The sequence below is a fragment of the Streptomyces phyllanthi genome, from assembly GCF_009377205.1.
Classification (GTDB): Bacteria; Actinomycetota; Actinomycetes; order Streptomycetales; family Streptomycetaceae; genus Streptomyces; species Streptomyces phyllanthi.
In genome coordinates, this window is record NZ_VJZE01000154.1 from 1 (window position 1) to 17904 (window position 17904).

Below are 17904 nucleotides of genomic sequence, written 5' to 3' on the forward strand. Positions count from 1 at the left end.
CCTCCTGAGTGCGCACCCGCCCCCGCCCGAGCAGCAGCGTCCCGAGGAAGCCGGCCGCCAGCGCGGCGAGGACGCCGAGGTTGGCGTACGCCCAGGCGCCGGACGTACCGCCGAGGCCGAGCGGGCCGAGCAGATAGCCCTGCCAGTCCAGCCAGTTCGCGGCCGAGTTGGTGACCAGTCCCCAGCCGAGCGCGGTCGCGGCGAGGGTGAGGAGGAGCGGCTGCGCGGGGACGTCCCCGTAGCGTCCGTCGGTACGGAACAGGTCGGCCTCGTCGTAGTCGCGGCGCCGCAGCACGAGGTCGGCGAGCATGACGCCGCACCATGCGGCGATGGGTACGCCCAGCGTGGTCAGGAACCCCATGAACTGGCCGAGGAAGTCGTCGGCGACGAACACGATGTAGATCGAGCCCGCGATCATCAGGACGCCGTCGGCGAGCGCGGCCAGATGGCGCGGCACCCGCAGGCCCGCCGCGAGGAGGGCGAGGCCGGAGGAGTAGATGTCGAGGACGGCGCCGCCGACCAGGCCGAGCACGGCGACCGCCGCGAACGGCACGAGGAACCAGGTCGGCAGGATCGTGGTCAGCGCCCCGATCGGGTCGGCGGCGATCGCCGCGCTGAGCTCGCTGGAGGAGCCCGCCAGCAGCAGGCCGAACACCAGCAGGAGCAGCGGGGCGGCCGAGGCGCCGAACGCGGTCCAGCCGATGACCTGCCGGCCGGAGGAGGCGCGCGGCAGATAACGGGAGTAGTCCGCGGCCGCGTTGACCCAGCCCAGGCCGAAGCCGGTCATCATGAAGACGAGGGTGCCGATGAACTCCTGGACCGAGCCGGACGGTACGGCGCTCACGGCGGCCCAGTGGATGTGGTCGGCGACCAGCGCGATGTAGACCACCGTGAGGACGCCCGTGACCACGGTGATCACGGTCTGCAGGCGCATGATCGGATCGAAGCCCATCACGCCGACGACCACGACGAGCGCGCCGACCAGCACCAGGGCGACCGCCTTGGTCTCGGTGCCGCCGCCGACTCCGATGCGCCCGAAGACGGTGGCGGTGGCCATCGTGGCCAGCGCGCAGAGCACCGTCTCCCAGCCGACGGTGAGGATCCACGAGACGACCGCCGGCAGCCGGGTGCCACGCACCCCGTACGCGGCGCGGCTGAGCACCATCGTGGGCGCCGAACCGCGCTTGCCCGACACGGCGACGCAGCCGCACAGCAGGAACGAGAAGACGATGCCGATCACCCCGGCGACCAGGGCCTGCCAGAACGAGATGCCGAAGCCTAGGGCGAAGGAACCGTAACTCAGGCCGAGGATGGACACGTTCGCCCCGAACCAGGGCCAGAAGAGGGTGCGGGGCGTGCCCTTGCGCTCCGCGTCGCGGATGACGTCGAGGCCGTGGGTCTCCACCTGGAGCTGCCGGCCCGCGGGGCTGTTCTCGGGAAAGTCCGCCATCATCGACCTACCTGTCCAGATGCGTCCGAGTGACGCTAAGTCCCATGACGGAGGACCGTCAAGAACGCCTTCGGCTCGCAGCCCGTGGAAGAGTCCGGGATGTCCCCCGTAGTCAAGATCGCGCTTCTCTCGGTTCGCCTCAGCCGCCAGGAGCTACCGTCGGGGCCATGGTCGAACACGATGCCCTCAGGGCCACCCGCGAGGCCTACGATGCTGCTGCCTCCACGTATGCACAGCTGTTCCGCGACGACCTGCGTGACAGGCCCTTTGAGCGCGCGATCTTGAACGCCTTCGCCGAGGTCGTAAGTGAGTGTGGCAACGGTCAGGTGGCGGATCTGGGGTGTGGACCTGGTCATGTCACCGCCCATCTGGACGAGTTGGGGCTGGCGGCGTTTGGCGTTGACGCCTCTCCCACGATGATCGAGCTGGCTCGAGAGGCCTATCCCGGCCTGCGGTTCGACGTGAGCTCGATGGCCGCGGTGAACATCGCTGACGGTGTGCTGGGCGGCGTACTCTCACGTTGGTCCATCATCCATACTCCGCCGCAGGAACTCCCTGCGATCCTGGGCGAGTTCCACCGCGTGCTGGCACCCGGCGGCCACCTTCTGGTGGGCTTTTCGGCCAGCGACGGCCCGTCTCACCCGACACAGAGTTTCGACCACGCGGTCACCCTGGCCTATCGGTGGTCACCGGATCATCTCGCCGCGATGCTGCGCACGTCCGGGTTGGCCGAGGTGGCCCGGATGATTCGCGAGCCCCAGCCCACCGACCGACGGCAGTTCCAGGAGATTCACCTGCTCGCCCGCAAAGTCTAGGCACCGCGCCCGCGCTTGCGTCTCGTGTGATCGAGCGGCGACGACCTACCAAAACCCCACAAACCGTCCTCTGAGCGTCGCGACCGTCTGACCGGTGATCACAGGGAAGAGCGTCACCTGGACGCGGTCGACCAGAGCGGCGGCCATCAGCGCCCGGTTCATCGACAGGCTGCCGTGCGAGCGCAACGGCACCTCGGGCTCCTCCTTGAGCCGGGCGACCAACGTACGGTGCCCCGGCTCCTCAGAGGCCACCGAGCACTTTTTGTTATCGCCCACACCGTGTCCCGTCTCCCGTACGTAGGCACCGTCCCCACGAGAGCCGAGGAACGACGCAGTGACACATCGGATGAGCCGACGAAGCATGCTCAAGGCCGCGGGAGCGGCGACCGGCGCGGTCGGTATCGGAATCGGCACGGGCCTGACCGCCGCCCCCGCCTCGGCGGCGGGCACCGCCTTCGCGCACCCCGGGATGCTCCACACCACGGCCGACCTCAAGCGCATGGCCGCCAAGGTGAAGGCGGGCGCCGCTCCGTACACGGCGGGCTTCGCCAAGCTCACCGCCAACCGCCACGCGCAGAGCGGCTGGAGGCCCAACCCGCAGGAGATCATCTCCCGTGGAGCAGGCGGGCCGCAGAACTACGCGATCCTCTACCACGACATCCACGCGGCCTACCAGAACGCGCTGCGCTGGCACATCACCGGCGAGAGCGCGCACGCCGACACCGCCGTCGCCATCCTCAACGCCTGGTCGGGCAAGCTGACCGCGCTGCACGGCTCGGCCGACCGTTTCCTCGCGGCCGGCATCTACGGCTACCAGTTCGCCAACGCCGCGGAACTCGTCCGCGACCACGACGACTTCGACCTGGGCCGCTTCCAGAAGATGATGCTCGACGTCTTCGCCCCGCTCAGCGAGGACTTCCTCAAGAACCACAACGGCGCCGTCATCACCAACTACTGGACCAACTGGGACCTGACGGCCATGGCCTGCGTCCTCGCCGTCGGCATCCTCTGCGACGACCAGAAGAAGGTCGACACCGCGGTCGAGTACTTCAAGCACGGCGCGGGCCTGGGCTCCGTCAAGAACGCCATCCCCGTCGTGCACGACGACGGTCTCGCCGAGTGGCTGGAAGCGGGCCGCGACCAGGGCCACGCCCTGCTGGGCGTCGGCCTGATGGGCACGTTCTGCGAGATGGCCTGGAACCAGGGCATCGACCTGTACGGCTACGACGACAGCCGCTTCCTCAAGGGCGCCCAGTACGTCGCCAAGTGGAACCTGGGCGAGAGGGTGCCGTTCAAGCCGAACACCCGCGGGAAGGGCGCGATCAACGGCTGGTCGGGCTCGGAGACCGTGACCCAGGCCGCCGGTGTGGACCCGAACATGATGCGCCCGGTCTGGGCCATGATCGCCAACCACTACACCAAGCGCCGGGGCCTGTCCGCGACGTACCTCACCCGGATCGCGGCCAAGGCGGCGCCCGAGGGCGGTGGCGGCGACTACGGCCCGAACAGCGGAGGGTTCGACCAACTCGGCTTCGGCACCCTGGCGTTCAGCCGCGACAAGGCCACCGCGGCCGAGGTGGCGGCGTCCCCGTCCAAGGCGGCGGCCCCCAAGTCCGGTACATCCGGATCATCTGGTTCATCCGGTTCCTCCAAGTCCTCGGCCGAGGCCTCCTCCGGGGGCGCCAGTGCCCAGGGCGGGAGGAGCGACGAGGACCTGGCCTCCACGGGCGCCTCGGACCTCCCCCTGTGGACGGCCGCGACCGGCGTCACCGCCGTCGCCGGCGGCCTCCTGCTGCTCCGCCGCCGCGGCCAGGCGCGCCGCGACGCGGAGTGACACCCGCGTAACGCGGAAAATCCGGTGACCGACCGCAGTCGGGCTCCCTACACTCGCCGTGCGCTGCCGCGAGATCGCGGCACGCTTCGAGGCATGACGAGTGAGGGGGCCCGACTGTGCTGTACGGCATCGCTGTCGCCGTTCCCACTGGCGGCCTTCCCACTGGCGGCCTTCCCTCCGTCGTCGTTCCCTCCGTCGTCGTTTCCTCCGTCGTCGTTTCCCGGTCTCGGTACGACGTGATCCTCGTGTCTTCGTAGACCCGGTGCCGGCTGCGCGGCCGTCACCGATCGGCGGTCACGAGCAATTCCTCCAGCAGCGCGGGCAGTTGAACATGCCCCGCGCCCACCTGTTGTCGCCCGCCGCATCGCGCTGCCCTTTTCTCACTCACGCAGAAAGGCCTCGGGCCGTGCGCACCAACCTTCACCGCCGTTCCCTCGATCCGCTGACCGCCGTCCGGAACCTCGGCATCCTCGCCCATGTGGACGCGGGCAAGACCACCGTGACCGAGCGGATCCTGTACCTCACCGGCGCGACCCACAAGCGGGGCGAGGTCCACGACGGCACGACCGTCACGGACTTCGACTCCCAGGAGCGCGATCGCGGCATCACCATCTTCGCCGCGGCGGTGAGCTGTGTCTGGGACGGTCACCGGATCAACCTGATCGACACGCCGGGCCACGTGGACTTCTCCGACGAGGTGACGCGTTCGCTGCGCGTGCTGGACGGCGCGGTGGCGGTGTTCGACGCCGTCGCGGGCGTCGAGCCGCAGAGCGAGACCGTGTGGCGGCAGGCGGACCGGCACGGCGTACCGCGGATCGCCTTCGTCAACAAGCTGGACCGCGCGGGCGCCGACCTCGACTCGGCCGTCGCGTCGATCAGGGAGCGGCTCGGCACGGTTCCGCTGGTGACACAGCTGCCGATCGGGCGCGAGGCGGACTTCACCGGTGTCGTGGACCTGGTACGCATGCGCGCGCTGGTCTGGGGCGCCGAGATCGACTCCCGCACCGAGGGTCCCGTACCCGAGGCTCTGTCGGACGAGGCGTCGCGGCGCCGCAGGATCCTGGAGGAGACGGTGGCGGAGCTCCATCCGGCCGCGCTGGAGGAGTTCTGCGACCGGTCGTCGGTCTCCGACACCACCCTGGCCGCGGCGCTGCGCGAGCTGACGCTCAGTGGCGAGGGCGTGGTCGTGCTGTGCGGCTCGGCCTACCGCAACCGGGGGATCGAGCCGCTGCTGGAGGCCGTCGTGGCGTATCTGCCGTCACCGCTGGACGTTCCGCCGGTGCGCGGTACGTCGGGCGACGAGGTCGAGGAGCGGGCCGCCGATCCGGAGGCGCCGTTCGCCGCGCTGGTCTTCAAGGTGACGTCGACCGCGACGGGCCGGCTGACCTGTCTGCGGGTGTATTCGGGAACGCTGAGGAAGGGGGACACGGTGCTGGACACGGGCGTACGGCGCGCCGAGCGGGTCGGCCGGATCCTGCGGGTGCAGGCGGACCGGCACGCGGAGACGGACCTGGCGGTGGCCGGGGACATCGTCGCCGTGGTGGGGCTGAAGTCGGCCCGTGCCGGGACGACCCTGTGTGCCCCTTCGGCTCCCCTGCTCCTCGAACCGCCCACCGCGGCCGAACCGGTCGTCTCCGTGGCGGTCGAGGCCCGCAGGAGCCCGGACACCGACCGGCTGGCCGGCGCGCTGGCGCGGCTGGTCGAGGAGGACCCGTCACTGGTGGTGCGGACCGACCCCGAGACCGGTCAGACGGTGCTGTCCGGGCTGGGCGAACTGCACCTGGAGGTTGCGGTGGAGAAGATCCGCCGCGACCGGGGGCTGGAGGTCGCCGTGGGCCGTCCGCGGGTCTCCTACCGCGAGACGGTGGCCCGCGGGGTGTCCGGGCTGGTGTACCGGCATGTCAAACAGGACGGGGGTGCGGGCCAGTTCGCGCATGTGGTCCTGGACGTGGAGCCGCTGGAGATTCCCGCGGGGGCGCCGGGCGACTTCGCGTTCCGGTCCGAGGTCGTCGGGGGCCGGGTGCCGCAGGAGTACGTCCGCGCGGTGGAGGCCGGCTGCCGGGACGCGCTGGCCGGGGGTCCCCTCGGCGGTCATCCGGTGACCGGGCTGCGGGTCACGCTGTCCGACGGCGCGACCCACTCCAGGGACTCCTCGGAGATGGCCTTCCGTACGGCGGGCCGGCTCGGCCTCCGGGAAGCGCTGCGCGCCTGCGCGATGGCGCTGCTGGAACCGGTGGCCGAGGTCACGGTCACGGTGCCCGACGACGCCGTGGGCACGGTGCTCGGTGACCTCGCGGCCCGGCGCGGCCGTGTCTCGGGCTCGGTGGCGCGGGGCGGCACCACGGTGGTCACGGCGACCGTGCCGCTGGCCGAGCTGTTCGGCTACGCGTCCCGGCTGCGCGGCCGTACCCGGGGCAGGGGCACGTTCACGACGCGCCCCGCGGGTTACGCCGTCGTACCGGCGGCGGTGTCCCGGACGCTGCTGACGCGGTAGACGCGACGGTGGCCCCGTCCCTCGACGGGGCGGGGCCACCTCACGCGAGCGACGGCTCAGGCGATCTCGACCAGCAGGTCGCCGCCCTCCACCTGCTGGATCTGGTTGATGGCGAGGCGGGACACCTTCCCGGCCTTCGGCGCGGTGATCGTGGCCTCCATCTTCATCGCCTCGATGGTGGCCACGGTCGCACCGGCCGCGACCTCGTCGCCCTCGGCGACGGCGAGCGTCACCACTCCGGCGAACGGGGCGGCGACATGGCCGGGGTTGGCCCGGTCGGCCTTCTCGGTGACCGGGACGTCGGCGGCCGCCGCGGTGTCACGTACCTGGATCGGCCGCAGCTGGCCGTTCAGGGTGGACATCACGGTGCGCATACCGCGTTCGTCGGCCTCGCCGATGGCCTCCAGCTCGATGAGGAGCCGGACACCGGGCTCCAGGTCGACGGCGTACTCCTTCCCGGGGCGCAGACCGTAGAAGAAGTCCTTGCTGTCCAGCACGCTGGTGTCGCCGTACGACTGGCGGTGTGCCTCGTACTCGCGCGTCGGCCCGGGGAACAGCAGCCGGTTGAGTGTGGCGCGCCGGTCCTTCTCCAGCCCGTCACGGTCCTCCGTGGTCAGCTCCTGCGTGGGCTTGGGCTCGGCGCGGCCCTCGAGTGCCTTGCTGCGGAAGGGCTCCGGCCAGCCGCCGGGCGGGCTGCCCAGCTCGCCGCGCAGGAAGCCGATGACGGAGTCCGGGATGTCGTACGAGTTCGGTGCCGCCTCGAAGTCCTCCGGCTTCACGCCCGCGCCGACCAGGTGCAGGGCGAGGTCGCCGACCACCTTGGACGACGGGGTGACCTTGACGAGGCGGCCGAGCATCCGGTCGGCGGCCGCGTACATGGCCTCGATGTCCTCGAAGCGGTCACCGAGGCCGAGCGCGATGGCCTGGGTGCGCAGGTTGGAGAGCTGTCCGCCGGGGATCTCGTGGTGGTAGACGCGTCCGGTCGGGGAGGCGAGGCCCGCCTCGAAGGGGGCGTAGATCTTGCGGACGCTCTCCCAGTACGGCTCCAGGTCGCCGACGGCCTGGAGGTCGAGGCCGGTGGGCCGCTCGGAGTGGTCGGTCGCGGCGACGATCGCCGACAGCGACGGCTGCGAGGTGGTGCCCGCCATGGACGCCACGGCGCCGTCCACTGCGTCCGCTCCGGCCTGGATCGCCGCCAGGTAGGTGGCGAGCTGGCCGCCCGCGGTGTCGTGCGTGTGGATGTGGACGGGGAGGTCGAACTCGCGGCGCAGCGCGGAGACGAGCTTCGCGGCGGCGGGGGCGCGCAGCAGGCCCGCCATGTCCTTGACGGCCAGGACGTGAGCGCCCGCTTCGACGATCTGCTCGGCCAGCCGGAGGTAGTAGTCCAGCGTGTACAGGCGCTCCGACGGGTCGGACAGGTCGGAGGTGTAGCAGAGGGCGACCTCGGCGACGGCGGTCCCGGTCTCGCGTACGGCGTCGATGGCGGGCCGCATCTGGCCCACGTCGTTGAGCGCGTCGAAGATACGGAAGACGTCGATGCCGGTGGCCGCGGCCTCCTGCACGAACGCGTCGGTCACCTCGGTGGGGTACGGCGTGTAGCCCACGGTGTTGCGTCCGCGCAGCAGCATCTGGAGGCAGATGTTCGGTACGGCCTCGCGGAGGGCGGCCAGCCGCTCCCAGGGGTCCTCGGCGAGGAAGCGCAGGGCGACGTCGTACGTGGCGCCGCCCCAGCACTCCAGGGAGAGCAGTTGCGGCAGGGTCCGGGCCACCACCGGGGCGACGGCGAGCATGTCCTTGGTACGGACGCGGGTGGCGAGCAGTGACTGGTGGGCGTCGCGGAACGTGGTGTCGGTGACGCCGATGGTCGGTGACGCGCGCAGCCAGCGGGCGAAGCCCTCGGGGCCGAGGTGGGTGAGCTGCTGCTTGGATCCGGCGGGCGGCTCGGCGTCGGTGGGCCTCGGCAGTTTGGTGCCGGGCTCGATCAGGTCGGGGCGCTCGCCGTGCGGCTTGTTCACCGTGACGTCGGCGAGGTAGGTGAGCAGCTTGGTGCCGCGGTCGGCGGAGTGGCGGGCGGTGAGCAGGTGCGGGCGCTGCTCGATGAAGGACGTGGTGACCCGCCCGGTCTGGAAGTCCGGGTCGTCCAGCACGGCCTGGAGGAAGGGGATGTTGGTGGCCACGCCGCGGATGCGGAACTCGGCCACGGCGCGCCGCGCCCGGTTGACGGCGGTGGTGAAGTTCCGGCCCCGGCAGGTCAGTTTGACCAGCATGGAGTCGAAGTGGGCGCTGATCTCCGTACCGGCGTGGGTGGTGCCGCCGTCGAGGCGGATGCCCGAGCCGCCGGGTGAGCGGTAGGCGCTGATCCTGCCGGTGTCGGGGCGGAAGCCGTTGGCGGGGTCCTCGGTGGTGATACGGCACTGGAGCGCGGCGCCGTGCAGATAGACCGTGTCCTGGGAGAGCCCGAGGTCGGCCAGCGACTCCCCGGCGGCGATCCTCAGCTGCGACTGCACGAGGTCGACATCGGTGACCTCCTCGGTCACCGTGTGCTCGACCTGGATGCGCGGGTTCATCTCGATGAAGACGTGGTTGCCGTCGCGGTCGAGCAGGAACTCCACGGTGCCCGCGTTGCGGTAGCCGATCTGCCGGGCGAACCGCACGGCGTCGGCGCAGATCCGGTCGCGCAGCTCCGGGTCGAGGTTCGGGGCGGGGGCGAGCTCGATCACCTTCTGGTGGCGGCGCTGCACCGAGCAGTCGCGCTCGAAGAGGTGGATGACGTTGCCGTGCCCGTCGGCGAGGATCTGCACCTCGATGTGCCGGGGCTCGACGACGGCCTTCTCCAGGAAGACGGTGGGGTCGCCGAACGCGGACGCGGCTTCACGGGACGCCGCCTCGATGGACTCGCGCAGCAGTGCGGGCTGCTCGACGCGCCGCATACCGCGCCCGCCGCCGCCGGCGACCGCCTTGACGAACACCGGGAAGCCGACGTCCTCGGCGGCGCGGACCAGTTCGTCCACGTCGGTGGAGGGCGCGGAGGAGCCCAGTACCGGCACCCCGGCCTCACGGGCCGCGGCCACCGCGCGCGCCTTGTTGCCGGTCAGCTCCAGGGTCTGCGCGCTCGGGCCGACGAACGCGATGCCCGCCTCCTCGCACGCGCGGGCCAGCTCGGGGTTCTCGGAGAGGAACCCGTACCCCGGATAGACGGCGTCGGCGCCGGCCAGACGGGCCGCTCGGACGATCTCCTCCACGGAGAGGTACGCCCGCACCGGGTGCCCCGGCTCGCCGATCTCGTACGCCTCGTCGGCCTTCATCCGGTGCAGTGAGTTGCGGTCCTCGTGGGGGAAGACCGCGACCGTCCTCGCGCCCTGTTCGTAGGCGGCGCGGAAAGCGCGAATCGCGATCTCTCCACGGTTGGCGACCAGCACCTTGCGGAACATGTCCGATCCCTTCAGCCTGCCGGTGACGAACACCATGGTGTCGGCGACGCCCCCTGCCGCGCCACGCGGAACCCGGCGTCGCACCCGTGGGTGAGACGCCCGGCCTGTCGTCCGGCCTCTCGTCCGGCCGCAACATTAGGGGCCGACGGGTGCCTTTCTGAAGGGCTGAGGGTCGTTGATCACGTCACGTCGGGCCGGGTCTTCGTCGTCCGCCGCAGGGCCGGGTCACTGAGCGCCTGGCGCGCCTCCAGCACCGCTCCTCTCGCGAATGATGGGTTTTTGATGGGTCGGTGAGGATTGCCTGAGGTCCCTGGGTTCCCCAGACTGGCAGGGGCGCAGGCACGGCGAAAGGACCCGGATGTCCCTCACCGACTCGGGATCACGGATATGGCTGAGCGAGGACCGGTGCGATCTCGACGCGTTCCGCTCGCTCGTCGGGCAGAGCACCGATCCCGGGGAGTACCCCTCGGCCGACCGGGTCGAGCGGAACGTCCTCGTGTACGACAGCGACCGGCTCCGTGATCTCCCGGGCACCCTCGAGGGACGCCGGACCGTGCAGGGCGAGCTGGTGCGGGCCCTGCTCGACGGGCCCGGAGTCGTGGTCCTCAAGCGGGCCTACACGGACCCGGCGGTCGTGGACCGGGCGTCCGAGGCCTTCACCGCGCTGATCGAGGACGAGCGGGCGGCGGGCACGGCCCGCGGGGACCACTTCGCGAAGCCCGGGGCCAACGACCGGGTGTGGAGCGCCCTGGACAAGATGGCCGTACGCGCCCCGGAGGTGTTCGCCGACTACTACGGCAACGACATGCTGGCGCTGGTCTCCGAGGCCTGGCTGGGCCCCGCCTACCAGGTGACCTCGCAGGTCAACGTGGTCAATCCGGGCGGTACGGCGCAGAGCGCGCACCGGGACTACCACCTGGGCTTCCTGGGCCAGGAGCGCGCCGCCGCCTACCCGGCCCACGTGCACCGTCTCTCCCCCGTGCTGACCCTCCAGGGCGCGGTGGCGCACTGCGACATGCCGGTGGAGTCGGGGCCGACACTGTTCCTGCCGCACTCGCAGAAGTACGAGCCGGGCTATCTCGCCTGGCGGCTCCCGGAGTTCATCGCGTACTTCGACGCGCATCACGTCCAGCTGCCCCTGGAGAAGGGCGACGCGGTGTTCTTCAACCCCGCGCTGTTCCACGCGGCCGGGCACAACCGCTCGGTGGACATCAGGCGTATGGCCAATCTGCTCCAGGTGTCCTCCGCGTTCGGCCGGGCCATGGAGACGGTGAACCGCGAGGCCATGGCGAACGCCGTGTTCCCGGTGCTGCTGCGGCGCAGGGGCGAGGGTGCCGCCGAGGACTGGCTGCGCCGCGTGGTCGCCGCCACGGCCGAGGGCTACCCCTTCCCCACCAACCTGGACCTGGACCCACCGGTCGACGGGCTCGCCCCGCCCTCACAGGCGGACACCCTCTGGCAGGCCGTGGCCGAGGAGTGGACCCCGGAGCGGCTGCGCGACGAACTCCGGGCCGGCGCCAAGCGCCGCGAGAGCTGAAAGGGGACCGTGCTCATGGGGCTGCTGGAGAACAAGGTCGTCCTCGTCAACGGCGGCAGCCAGGGCGTCGGCGCCGGCATCGTGCGGGCGGCCGTACGCGAGGGCGCGACCGTCGTCTTCACCGGACGACGGGCCGGGACCGGCGAGAAGCTCGCCGCGGACACGGGCGCCCACTTCGTCCGCGCGGATCTCGCGGACGCCACGCAGGCACGCGACAGCGTCGCGCGGGCCGTGGCCGCGCACGGGCGTGTCGACTGCCTGGTCAACGCGGCCGGCCTGACATCGCGTGGCTCGCTCCTGGACACCACACCGGAGCTGTTCGACGCGCATGTCGCGATCAATCTGCGGGCGCCGTTCTTCGCCATGCAGGCGGCCGTTCAGCACCTTCTGGACCGCCGGGCCCCCGGGACGATCGTCAACATCATCACGACCTCCGCGCACGGCGGACAGTCCTTCCTCGCGCCGTACGTCGCGGCCAAGGCCGGTCTCGCCGGGCTGACCCGCAACGCGGCCCACGCGCACCGCTGGGACCGTATCCGTGTCAACGGCCTGAACATCGGCTGGACGGACACCGAGGGCGAGGACGCCGTACAGCGCGAGTTCCACGACGCGGGCGACGACTGGCGGGAGAAGGCCGCCCGGTCGCAGCCCATGGGCAAGCTCGGTCAGGTCGACGAGATCGCCGACTTCGTAGTCTTCCTGCTGTCCGACCGCAGCGGGGTGGTCACCGGATCCGTGATCGACTGGGACCAGATCGTCATCGGCGGACTCGACTGAGCCGTCCGTCAGGCTGAAGGAGCAAGATCTTCCATGCGTATAGGCATCCTGGGACTGGGCCGGATCGGCGCGTTCCACGCGGCGACCCTGGCCGGTCTCGACGCGGTGGACTCCCTCGTGGTCACCGACCCGGTGAGCACGGCGGCCTCCGCCGCCGCGGAACGGTTCGGAGCGATCGCGGTGGACTCCCCCGAGGCCGTGTTCGCCGCCGGAGTCGACGGCGTCGTGATCGCCGCCGCGACCGACGCGCACCCCGAGCTGATCCTCGCCGCCGTCAAGGCGGGTGTGCCCGTCTTCTGCGAGAAGCCCGTGGCCAAGGGCGTCGAGGAGAGTCTGGAGGTGCTGCGGGCGGTCGAGGGCAGCGGCGTCGAGGTGCACATCGGCTACAACCGGCGCTTCGACGCGGGCTGTGTCGCCGCCCGCCAGGCCGTGGTGAGCGGCGAACTCGGCGCGCTGCACACCGTACGGTCCACCACCCTGGACCCCGCCCCTCCCCCGGCCGCGTACGTGGCCGTGTCCGGTGGCATCTTCCGCGACTGCAGCGTGCACGACTTCGACATCGTGCGCTGGGTGACCGGCCGCGAGGTGGTCGAGGTGTACGCCACGGGAGGCAACCGGGGCGCCGACTACATCCGTGAGGCGGGTGACGTCGACACCGCCTCCGCGCTGCTCACCCTCGACGACGGCGCCATCGCCGTGATCTCCAACTCCCGGCACAACGCCCGCGGTTACGACGTCCGCCTGGAGCTGCACGGCATGAAGGACAGCATCGCCGTGGGCCTGGAGGACCGGCTGCCGCTGCGCTCGGTCGAGCCCGGCGTCACCTTCCCCTCGGGCACCCCGCACGACTTCTTCATGGACCGCTTCGCCGACGCCTACCGGGCCGAACTCACCGCCTTCACCGAGGTCGTGGCAGGTACCCGCACCTCCCCGTGCACCGTGGCGGACGCGATCGAGGCGAGCTGGATCGCCGAGGCGTGCACGCTGTCGCTGCACGAGCACCGGCCCGTGCGGCTGGAAGAGGTGCGCACGGGATGACGGGCGAGCCCCTGCGGATCGGCGTCCTGGGCGCGGCCCGTATCGCCGAGCTCGCGATCGTCGGCCCGGCCCGTGCGGGCGGGCACCGTCTTGTCGCGGTGGCCGCCCGTGACCGCGCCCGGGCCGAGACGTTCGCCGCCGCGCACGGCGTCGAGCGGGTCGTCGGCTCGTACGCCGACCTCGTCGCGGACCCCGAGGTCGAGGTCGTCTACAACCCGCTGGCCAACGGACTGCACGGGCCGTGGAACCTGGCCGCCCTCGCCGCCGGCAAACACGTGCTGACGGAGAAACCCTCGGCGAGCAACGCGGAGGAGGCCGCCGAGATCCACGAGGCCGTCGCCAAGGCGGGCACCGTCTTCATGGAGGGCTTCCACTACCTCTTCCATCCGGTCACCCAGCGGCTGCACGAGCTGCTGGGCAGCGGCGAGCTGGGCGAACTCCGGTCCGTGCGGACCGTGATGAGCATGCCCGCCCCCGCGGACAGCGATCCCCGCTGGTCGTTCCCGCTCGCGGGCGGCGCCCTGATGGACCTCGGCTGCTACAGCCTCCACGCCCAGCGCGTGCTCGCTCCGTGGGCGGGCGGCGAACCCCGGCTGGTCGAGGCACACGGTGGTGAGCGGCCGGGCGCGCCCGGGGTCGACCAGTGGCTGGACGCCGAGCTGGAGTTCCCGAACGGTGTGACCGGCGAGGCGAGCTGCAACATGGCGTGCGACGAGTGGGAGTTCAGCTACCGGATCACGGGCACCCGGGGCGAGGCCGTCGCCACGAACTTCGTCCTGCCCCACCTGGACGACCGGGTCGTGGTCCGTACGGATGCCGGGGAGCGCATCGAGGAACTCGGCCGGCGCTCCTCGTACACCTACCAGCTCGACGCCTTCGCGGCCCGCCTGCGCCAGGGCACGCCGCTCCCCCTGGACTCGGCGGACGCGCTGACCACCATGCGCCTCATCGACGACTGCTACCGGGCGGCCGGGTTCCCGGTCCGGCCACGCACAGTCACCCGGTAACGGGCGCTGTCACCTCATCACTCCCCGTCACTCCCACACCACGACATTGCGCCGTACCGGCACCGCCGAGGGGTCGGTGGCGAACAGTTCGGGCGAACGGGCCCGGATGCGCTCGATGTCGCTGAAGACGGCCCGCAGGTGCGCACGCATCGCCCTGCGGGCCGGCGTCACGTCCCCGGCCACCACCGCGTCGAAGATCTCCCGGTGCTGGTCCGCGAACACGGCGGGTGAGGCGTTCTCGTAGAGGCCCAGGCGGCGGGCACGGTCCAGGTGCCCCTTGGCGGCGGCGACCGTCGTCCAGGCGTTCGCATGCCCGCTCAACCGCATCAGGCCCTGGTGGAACGCCTCGTCCAGCTCGAAGAACTCCTCCAGCCCGAGGTCCTCCCGCTGCTGCCGCTCCAGGTTGTCGCGCAGCTCCTTCAGGACGGCGGGGTCCAGTTCCGGGGGCAGGTCCTCCAACGCGGCCAGCTCCACGGCCTCCCGCAGGAACTGCGCGTCCGCCACCTGGGCCGGGTCCACCCGGGAGACGAACGAACCGATCTGCGGGAAGACCTGCACCAGGCCCTCCTGGGCCAGCAGGATCAGGGCCTCCCGCACGGGCGTACGGCTGACGCCCAGCGACGCCGCGAGTTCGTTCTCCGACAGCGCGGCTCCCGGGGGGAGTTCGAGCCGCAGAACCATCTGACGCAACGTCATATAGATCTCACGCCGACTGGTCCGCTGCCGCTTCGGTTGGGCCATAGGTCCATCGTATCGCCGAGATCACGCCGGTCCGGGGCGCCGCCGCCAGGCACCGCTCGCACGAGAAGGTCACACCCGGGGCATTGCCCGGGCTGCGCGACAGGTGCTTGTATACAAGTACTGACCGACAAGCCCGCGCGTCGTGAGGAGAGGCACCCCATGAGCAGGATCGAACGCGCCGAGGTCTTCGTCGCCTCCCCCGGGCGCACGTTCGTCACGCTGCGGATCACCACCACGGACGGCGTGACCGGTCTCGGCGACGCCACGCTCAACGGCCGCGAACTCGCGGTCGCGGCCTACCTCCGCGACCACGTCGTACCGCTCCTGACCGGCAGGGACCCGGCCCGGATCGAGGACATCTGGCAGTACCTGTACCGGGGTGCCTACTGGCGGCGCGGGCCGGTCACCATGACGGCGATCGCGGCCGTCGACACCGCCCTGTGGGACATCAAGGGCAAGACCGCGGGACTGCCCGTCTACCAGCTCCTCGGCGGGCGGTCCCGGGACGGCGCACTGGTCTACTCGCACGCCAGCGGCACCGACGTCCCGTCCCTGCTCGACGACGTGGAGCGCCATCTGGAGCTGGGCTACAGGGCGGTGCGGGCCCAGGCGGCGGTGCCCGGCGTCGGCGGCACCTACGGCGTACGCAAGGGCAAGCTGTACGAGCCGGCGGCGACGGACCTGCCCGACGAGCAGCCGTGGGACACCGAGGCCTACCTCGGCTTCGCGCCGACGTACCTGGAAGCCGTACGGGAGCGCTTCGGGTTCGGCTTCCACCTCCTGCACGACGTGCACCACCGGCTGACCCCGATCGAGGCGGCCCGCTTCGGCAGGAGCGTCGAGGGCTGCCGACTGTTCTGGATGGAGGACCCGACCCCGGCCGAGAACCAAGAGGCCTTCCGGCTCATACGGCAGCACACCACCACGCCGATCGCCGTGGGCGAGGTGCTCACCTCCATCTGGGACGTCCAGCACCTGATCACCGAGCAGCTCATCGACTACGTGCGCACCACCGTGGTCCACGCCGGCGGTATCACCCACCTGCGGCGGATCTTCGACCTCGCCGCGCTCTACCAGATCCGCACGGGCTCCCACGGCGCCACCGACCTGTCCCCGGTCAGCATGGCCGCCGCCGTGCACCTCGACATCACCGTGCCGAACTTCGGCATCCAGGAGCACATGGGCCACCCGGACGAGGCCGCCGAGGTGTTCCGCACCGGGGTCACCTTCGCCGACGGGATGCTGTACCCGTCCGACGAGCCCGGCCTGGGGGTGGAGTACGACGAGAAGGCGGCCGAGCGCTTCCCGTACCAGCGGCGCTATCTGCCGGTCGCGCGCCGCCTCGACGGCTCGGTGCACGACTGGTGAGCGCCGTGGTCCCGCTGAACCTGAACGCGCTGCCGGGGCTCGCGGCCGAGTCACGGCCCCAGGTCCGGCCCGCCGAACTGAGCACCCGGGTCGTCCACTTCGGCATCGGCGCCTTCCACCGGGCCCACCAGGCCGTCTACACCGAGACCGCCGCCGCACGGTCCGGTGAGCCCTGGGGCATCGCCGCCGTCGCGCCCCGGTCGGCGGCGACCGTCGACGCCCTGCGCGCGCAGGACTGCCTGTACTCGGTGACCGAACGTCATCCCGAGGGAGGTCTCCCCCGCGTCGTCGGAGCGCTCACCGGCGCCTACGCCCTGGAACGGGACACCGAGGCGGTCGACGCCCTGCTCACCGATCCCGGGACGACGGTGGTGACGCTCACCGTCACGGAGAAGGGCTACCACCGGTCGTCCCGGACCGGCGGCCCGGACACGGCGGTTCCCGCCAGCACGGTGATCGGACGCCTGGCCGCCGGGCTCGCGGACCGGATGCGCTCCGGTGCGGCCCCGGTCAGCGTCGTCTCCTGCGACAACATGGCGGACAACGGCGCCGTACTGGAGCGGGTGGTTCGTGACGTCGTCCGCGCGTCCGCCTGGCCGGACCGGGAGCGGATCCTGGACCGGATGGCCGAGCGCGTGGCCTTCCCCTCCACGGTGGTGGACCGGATCGTCCCCGCCACCACGGCCGCCGACCTCTCGACGACGTCCACCGCGCTCGGCGTCCACGACGCGCTGGCCGTGAGCGGCGAGCCGTACCGGAGTTGGGTTCTGGAGGACCGCTTCGCCGCCCCGCGCCCGCCCTGGGAGCTGGACGGCGCCGTCCTCGTCCCCGATGTCGCGCCCTATCAGCTCACCAAGCTGCGTCTGCTCAACGGATCGCACTCGGCGCTGGCCTGCCTCGGGATCGCCGCCGGCCACACCGCCATCGCCGACGCCATGGCCGCCGGCTGGGGCGAACGGCTCGTGAGGGCCCTGTGCGCCGAGGTCGCCCCCACCCTGCCCGGGGGCGGTCCGGATCCGGGTCGGTACGCCGACGACCTGATCACCCGCTTCCGCAACCCGGCCATGCGCCACCTGTTCCGCCAGATCGCCTCGGACGGGTCACTGAAGATCACCGAGCGCTGGCTGCCGGCCCTGCGGTCACTGCGCGAGCGCGGCGCGGCCACCCCGCTGCTCGAACTCGCGCTCGCGGGCTGGGCGTACACCACTCGGCACGCCCAGGAGCACGGCATCACCGATCCCGCGCGGGACGCGCTCGCCGCGTGCTGGCGTACCGGCGCGGCTCCGGCGGACGTCGTCCGCGCCCTCCTGACCACCGTCGGGGCGGCCGACCTGGCGGACGACTCCGCTCTCGCCTCCGCCGTCGCCCGGCACCTCCCCGCCCTGCGCGCGGGTCGCGTCGACATCTGACCC

12 protein-coding genes and 1 pseudogene are annotated in these 17904 nt (G+C 71.6%); 9 read left to right on the top strand and 4 right to left on the bottom strand.

The genetic code is table 11. From position 1 onward, the window contains the following. On the bottom strand, positions 1–1450 hold a 1450-nt coding region (locus FNH04_RS21870; protein ID WP_152786799.1), incomplete at its 3' end, for a purine-cytosine permease family protein. 167 nt (positions 1451–1617) lie between these two features. On the opposite strand from FNH04_RS21870, the gene FNH04_RS21875 reads away from it, so the two are divergent. Then, on the top strand, positions 1618–2265 hold the full coding sequence (locus FNH04_RS21875; protein WP_152786801.1) for a class I SAM-dependent methyltransferase: 648 nt from the start codon (positions 1618–1620) through the stop codon (positions 2263–2265). A gap of 84 nt (positions 2266–2349) precedes the next feature. On the opposite strand, the pseudogene FNH04_RS21880 reads toward FNH04_RS21875, so the two are convergent. Then, positions 2350–2487 (bottom strand): annotated as a pseudogene (locus tag FNH04_RS21880) (dihydrofolate reductase family protein); the annotation flags it as partial. Between the two features lie 124 nt (positions 2488–2611). On the opposite strand from FNH04_RS21880, the gene FNH04_RS21885 reads away from it, so the two are divergent. Both FNH04_RS21885 and fusA read left to right on the top strand, forming a co-directional pair. Continuing rightward, on the top strand, positions 2612–4099 hold the full coding sequence (locus tag FNH04_RS21885; protein ID WP_228031553.1) for an alginate lyase family protein: 1488 nt from the start codon (positions 2612–2614) through the stop codon (positions 4097–4099). Positions 4100–4505: 406 nt separating this feature from the next. Next, positions 4506–6593, top strand: coding sequence for an elongation factor G (fusA, locus tag FNH04_RS21890; protein ID WP_322723497.1), 2088 nt, complete (start codon positions 4506–4508; stop codon positions 6591–6593). A gap of 56 nt (positions 6594–6649) precedes the next feature. Here fusA and FNH04_RS21895 read toward each other — a convergent pair whose 3' ends face one another. After that, on the bottom strand, positions 6650–10024 hold the full coding sequence (locus tag FNH04_RS21895; protein WP_194236765.1) for a pyruvate carboxylase: 3375 nt from the start codon (positions 10022–10024) through the stop codon (positions 6650–6652). 358 nt (positions 10025–10382) lie between these two features. On the opposite strand from FNH04_RS21895, the gene FNH04_RS21900 reads away from it, so the two are divergent. Genes FNH04_RS21900 through FNH04_RS21915 form a run of 4 tightly spaced genes read left to right on the top strand, consistent with a single transcriptional unit; the run spans position 10383 to position 14383 of the window. After that, positions 10383–11561: a phytanoyl-CoA dioxygenase family protein gene (locus tag FNH04_RS21900; protein WP_152786805.1), complete on the top strand. Its 1179-nt coding sequence runs from the start codon at positions 10383–10385 to the stop codon at positions 11559–11561. A 15-nt stretch (positions 11562–11576) separates the two neighbouring features. Further along, entirely contained in the window at positions 11577–12338 is a 762-nt protein-coding gene (locus FNH04_RS21905) for an SDR family oxidoreductase (protein ID WP_152786807.1), read from the top strand. 33 nt (positions 12339–12371) lie between these two features. Continuing rightward, positions 12372–13376 carry a Gfo/Idh/MocA family protein gene (locus FNH04_RS21910; RefSeq protein WP_152786809.1) on the top strand — a complete coding sequence of 335 codons (1005 nt, stop codon included), beginning with the start codon at positions 12372–12374 and terminating at the stop codon, positions 13374–13376. Then, positions 13373–14383 carry a Gfo/Idh/MocA family protein gene (locus tag FNH04_RS21915; protein ID WP_152786811.1) on the top strand — a complete coding sequence of 337 codons (1011 nt, stop codon included), beginning with the start codon at positions 13373–13375 and terminating at the stop codon, positions 14381–14383. The genes FNH04_RS21910 and FNH04_RS21915 overlap by 4 nt, the downstream gene beginning before the upstream one ends. Positions 14384–14410: 27 nt before the next feature. Here FNH04_RS21915 and FNH04_RS21920 read toward each other — a convergent pair whose 3' ends face one another. Then, positions 14411–15124 carry a GntR family transcriptional regulator gene (locus FNH04_RS21920; protein ID WP_152786813.1) on the bottom strand — a complete coding sequence of 238 codons (714 nt, stop codon included), beginning with the start codon at positions 15122–15124 and terminating at the stop codon, positions 14411–14413. 159 nt (positions 15125–15283) lie between these two features. Here FNH04_RS21920 and manD point away from each other — a divergent pair, with 159 nt between their 5' ends. After that, the gene (gene manD, locus FNH04_RS21925) at positions 15284–16492 is read left to right on the top strand and encodes a D-mannonate dehydratase ManD (RefSeq protein ID WP_152786815.1); all 1209 of its coding nucleotides are present in this window, start codon (positions 15284–15286) and stop codon (positions 16490–16492) included. Further along, positions 16489–17901: a mannitol dehydrogenase family protein gene (locus FNH04_RS21930; protein WP_322723498.1), complete on the top strand. Its 1413-nt coding sequence runs from the start codon at positions 16489–16491 to the stop codon at positions 17899–17901. Before manD ends, FNH04_RS21930 begins: the two co-directional genes overlap by 4 nt. The last annotated feature ends 3 nt before the right edge of the window (positions 17902–17904 follow it).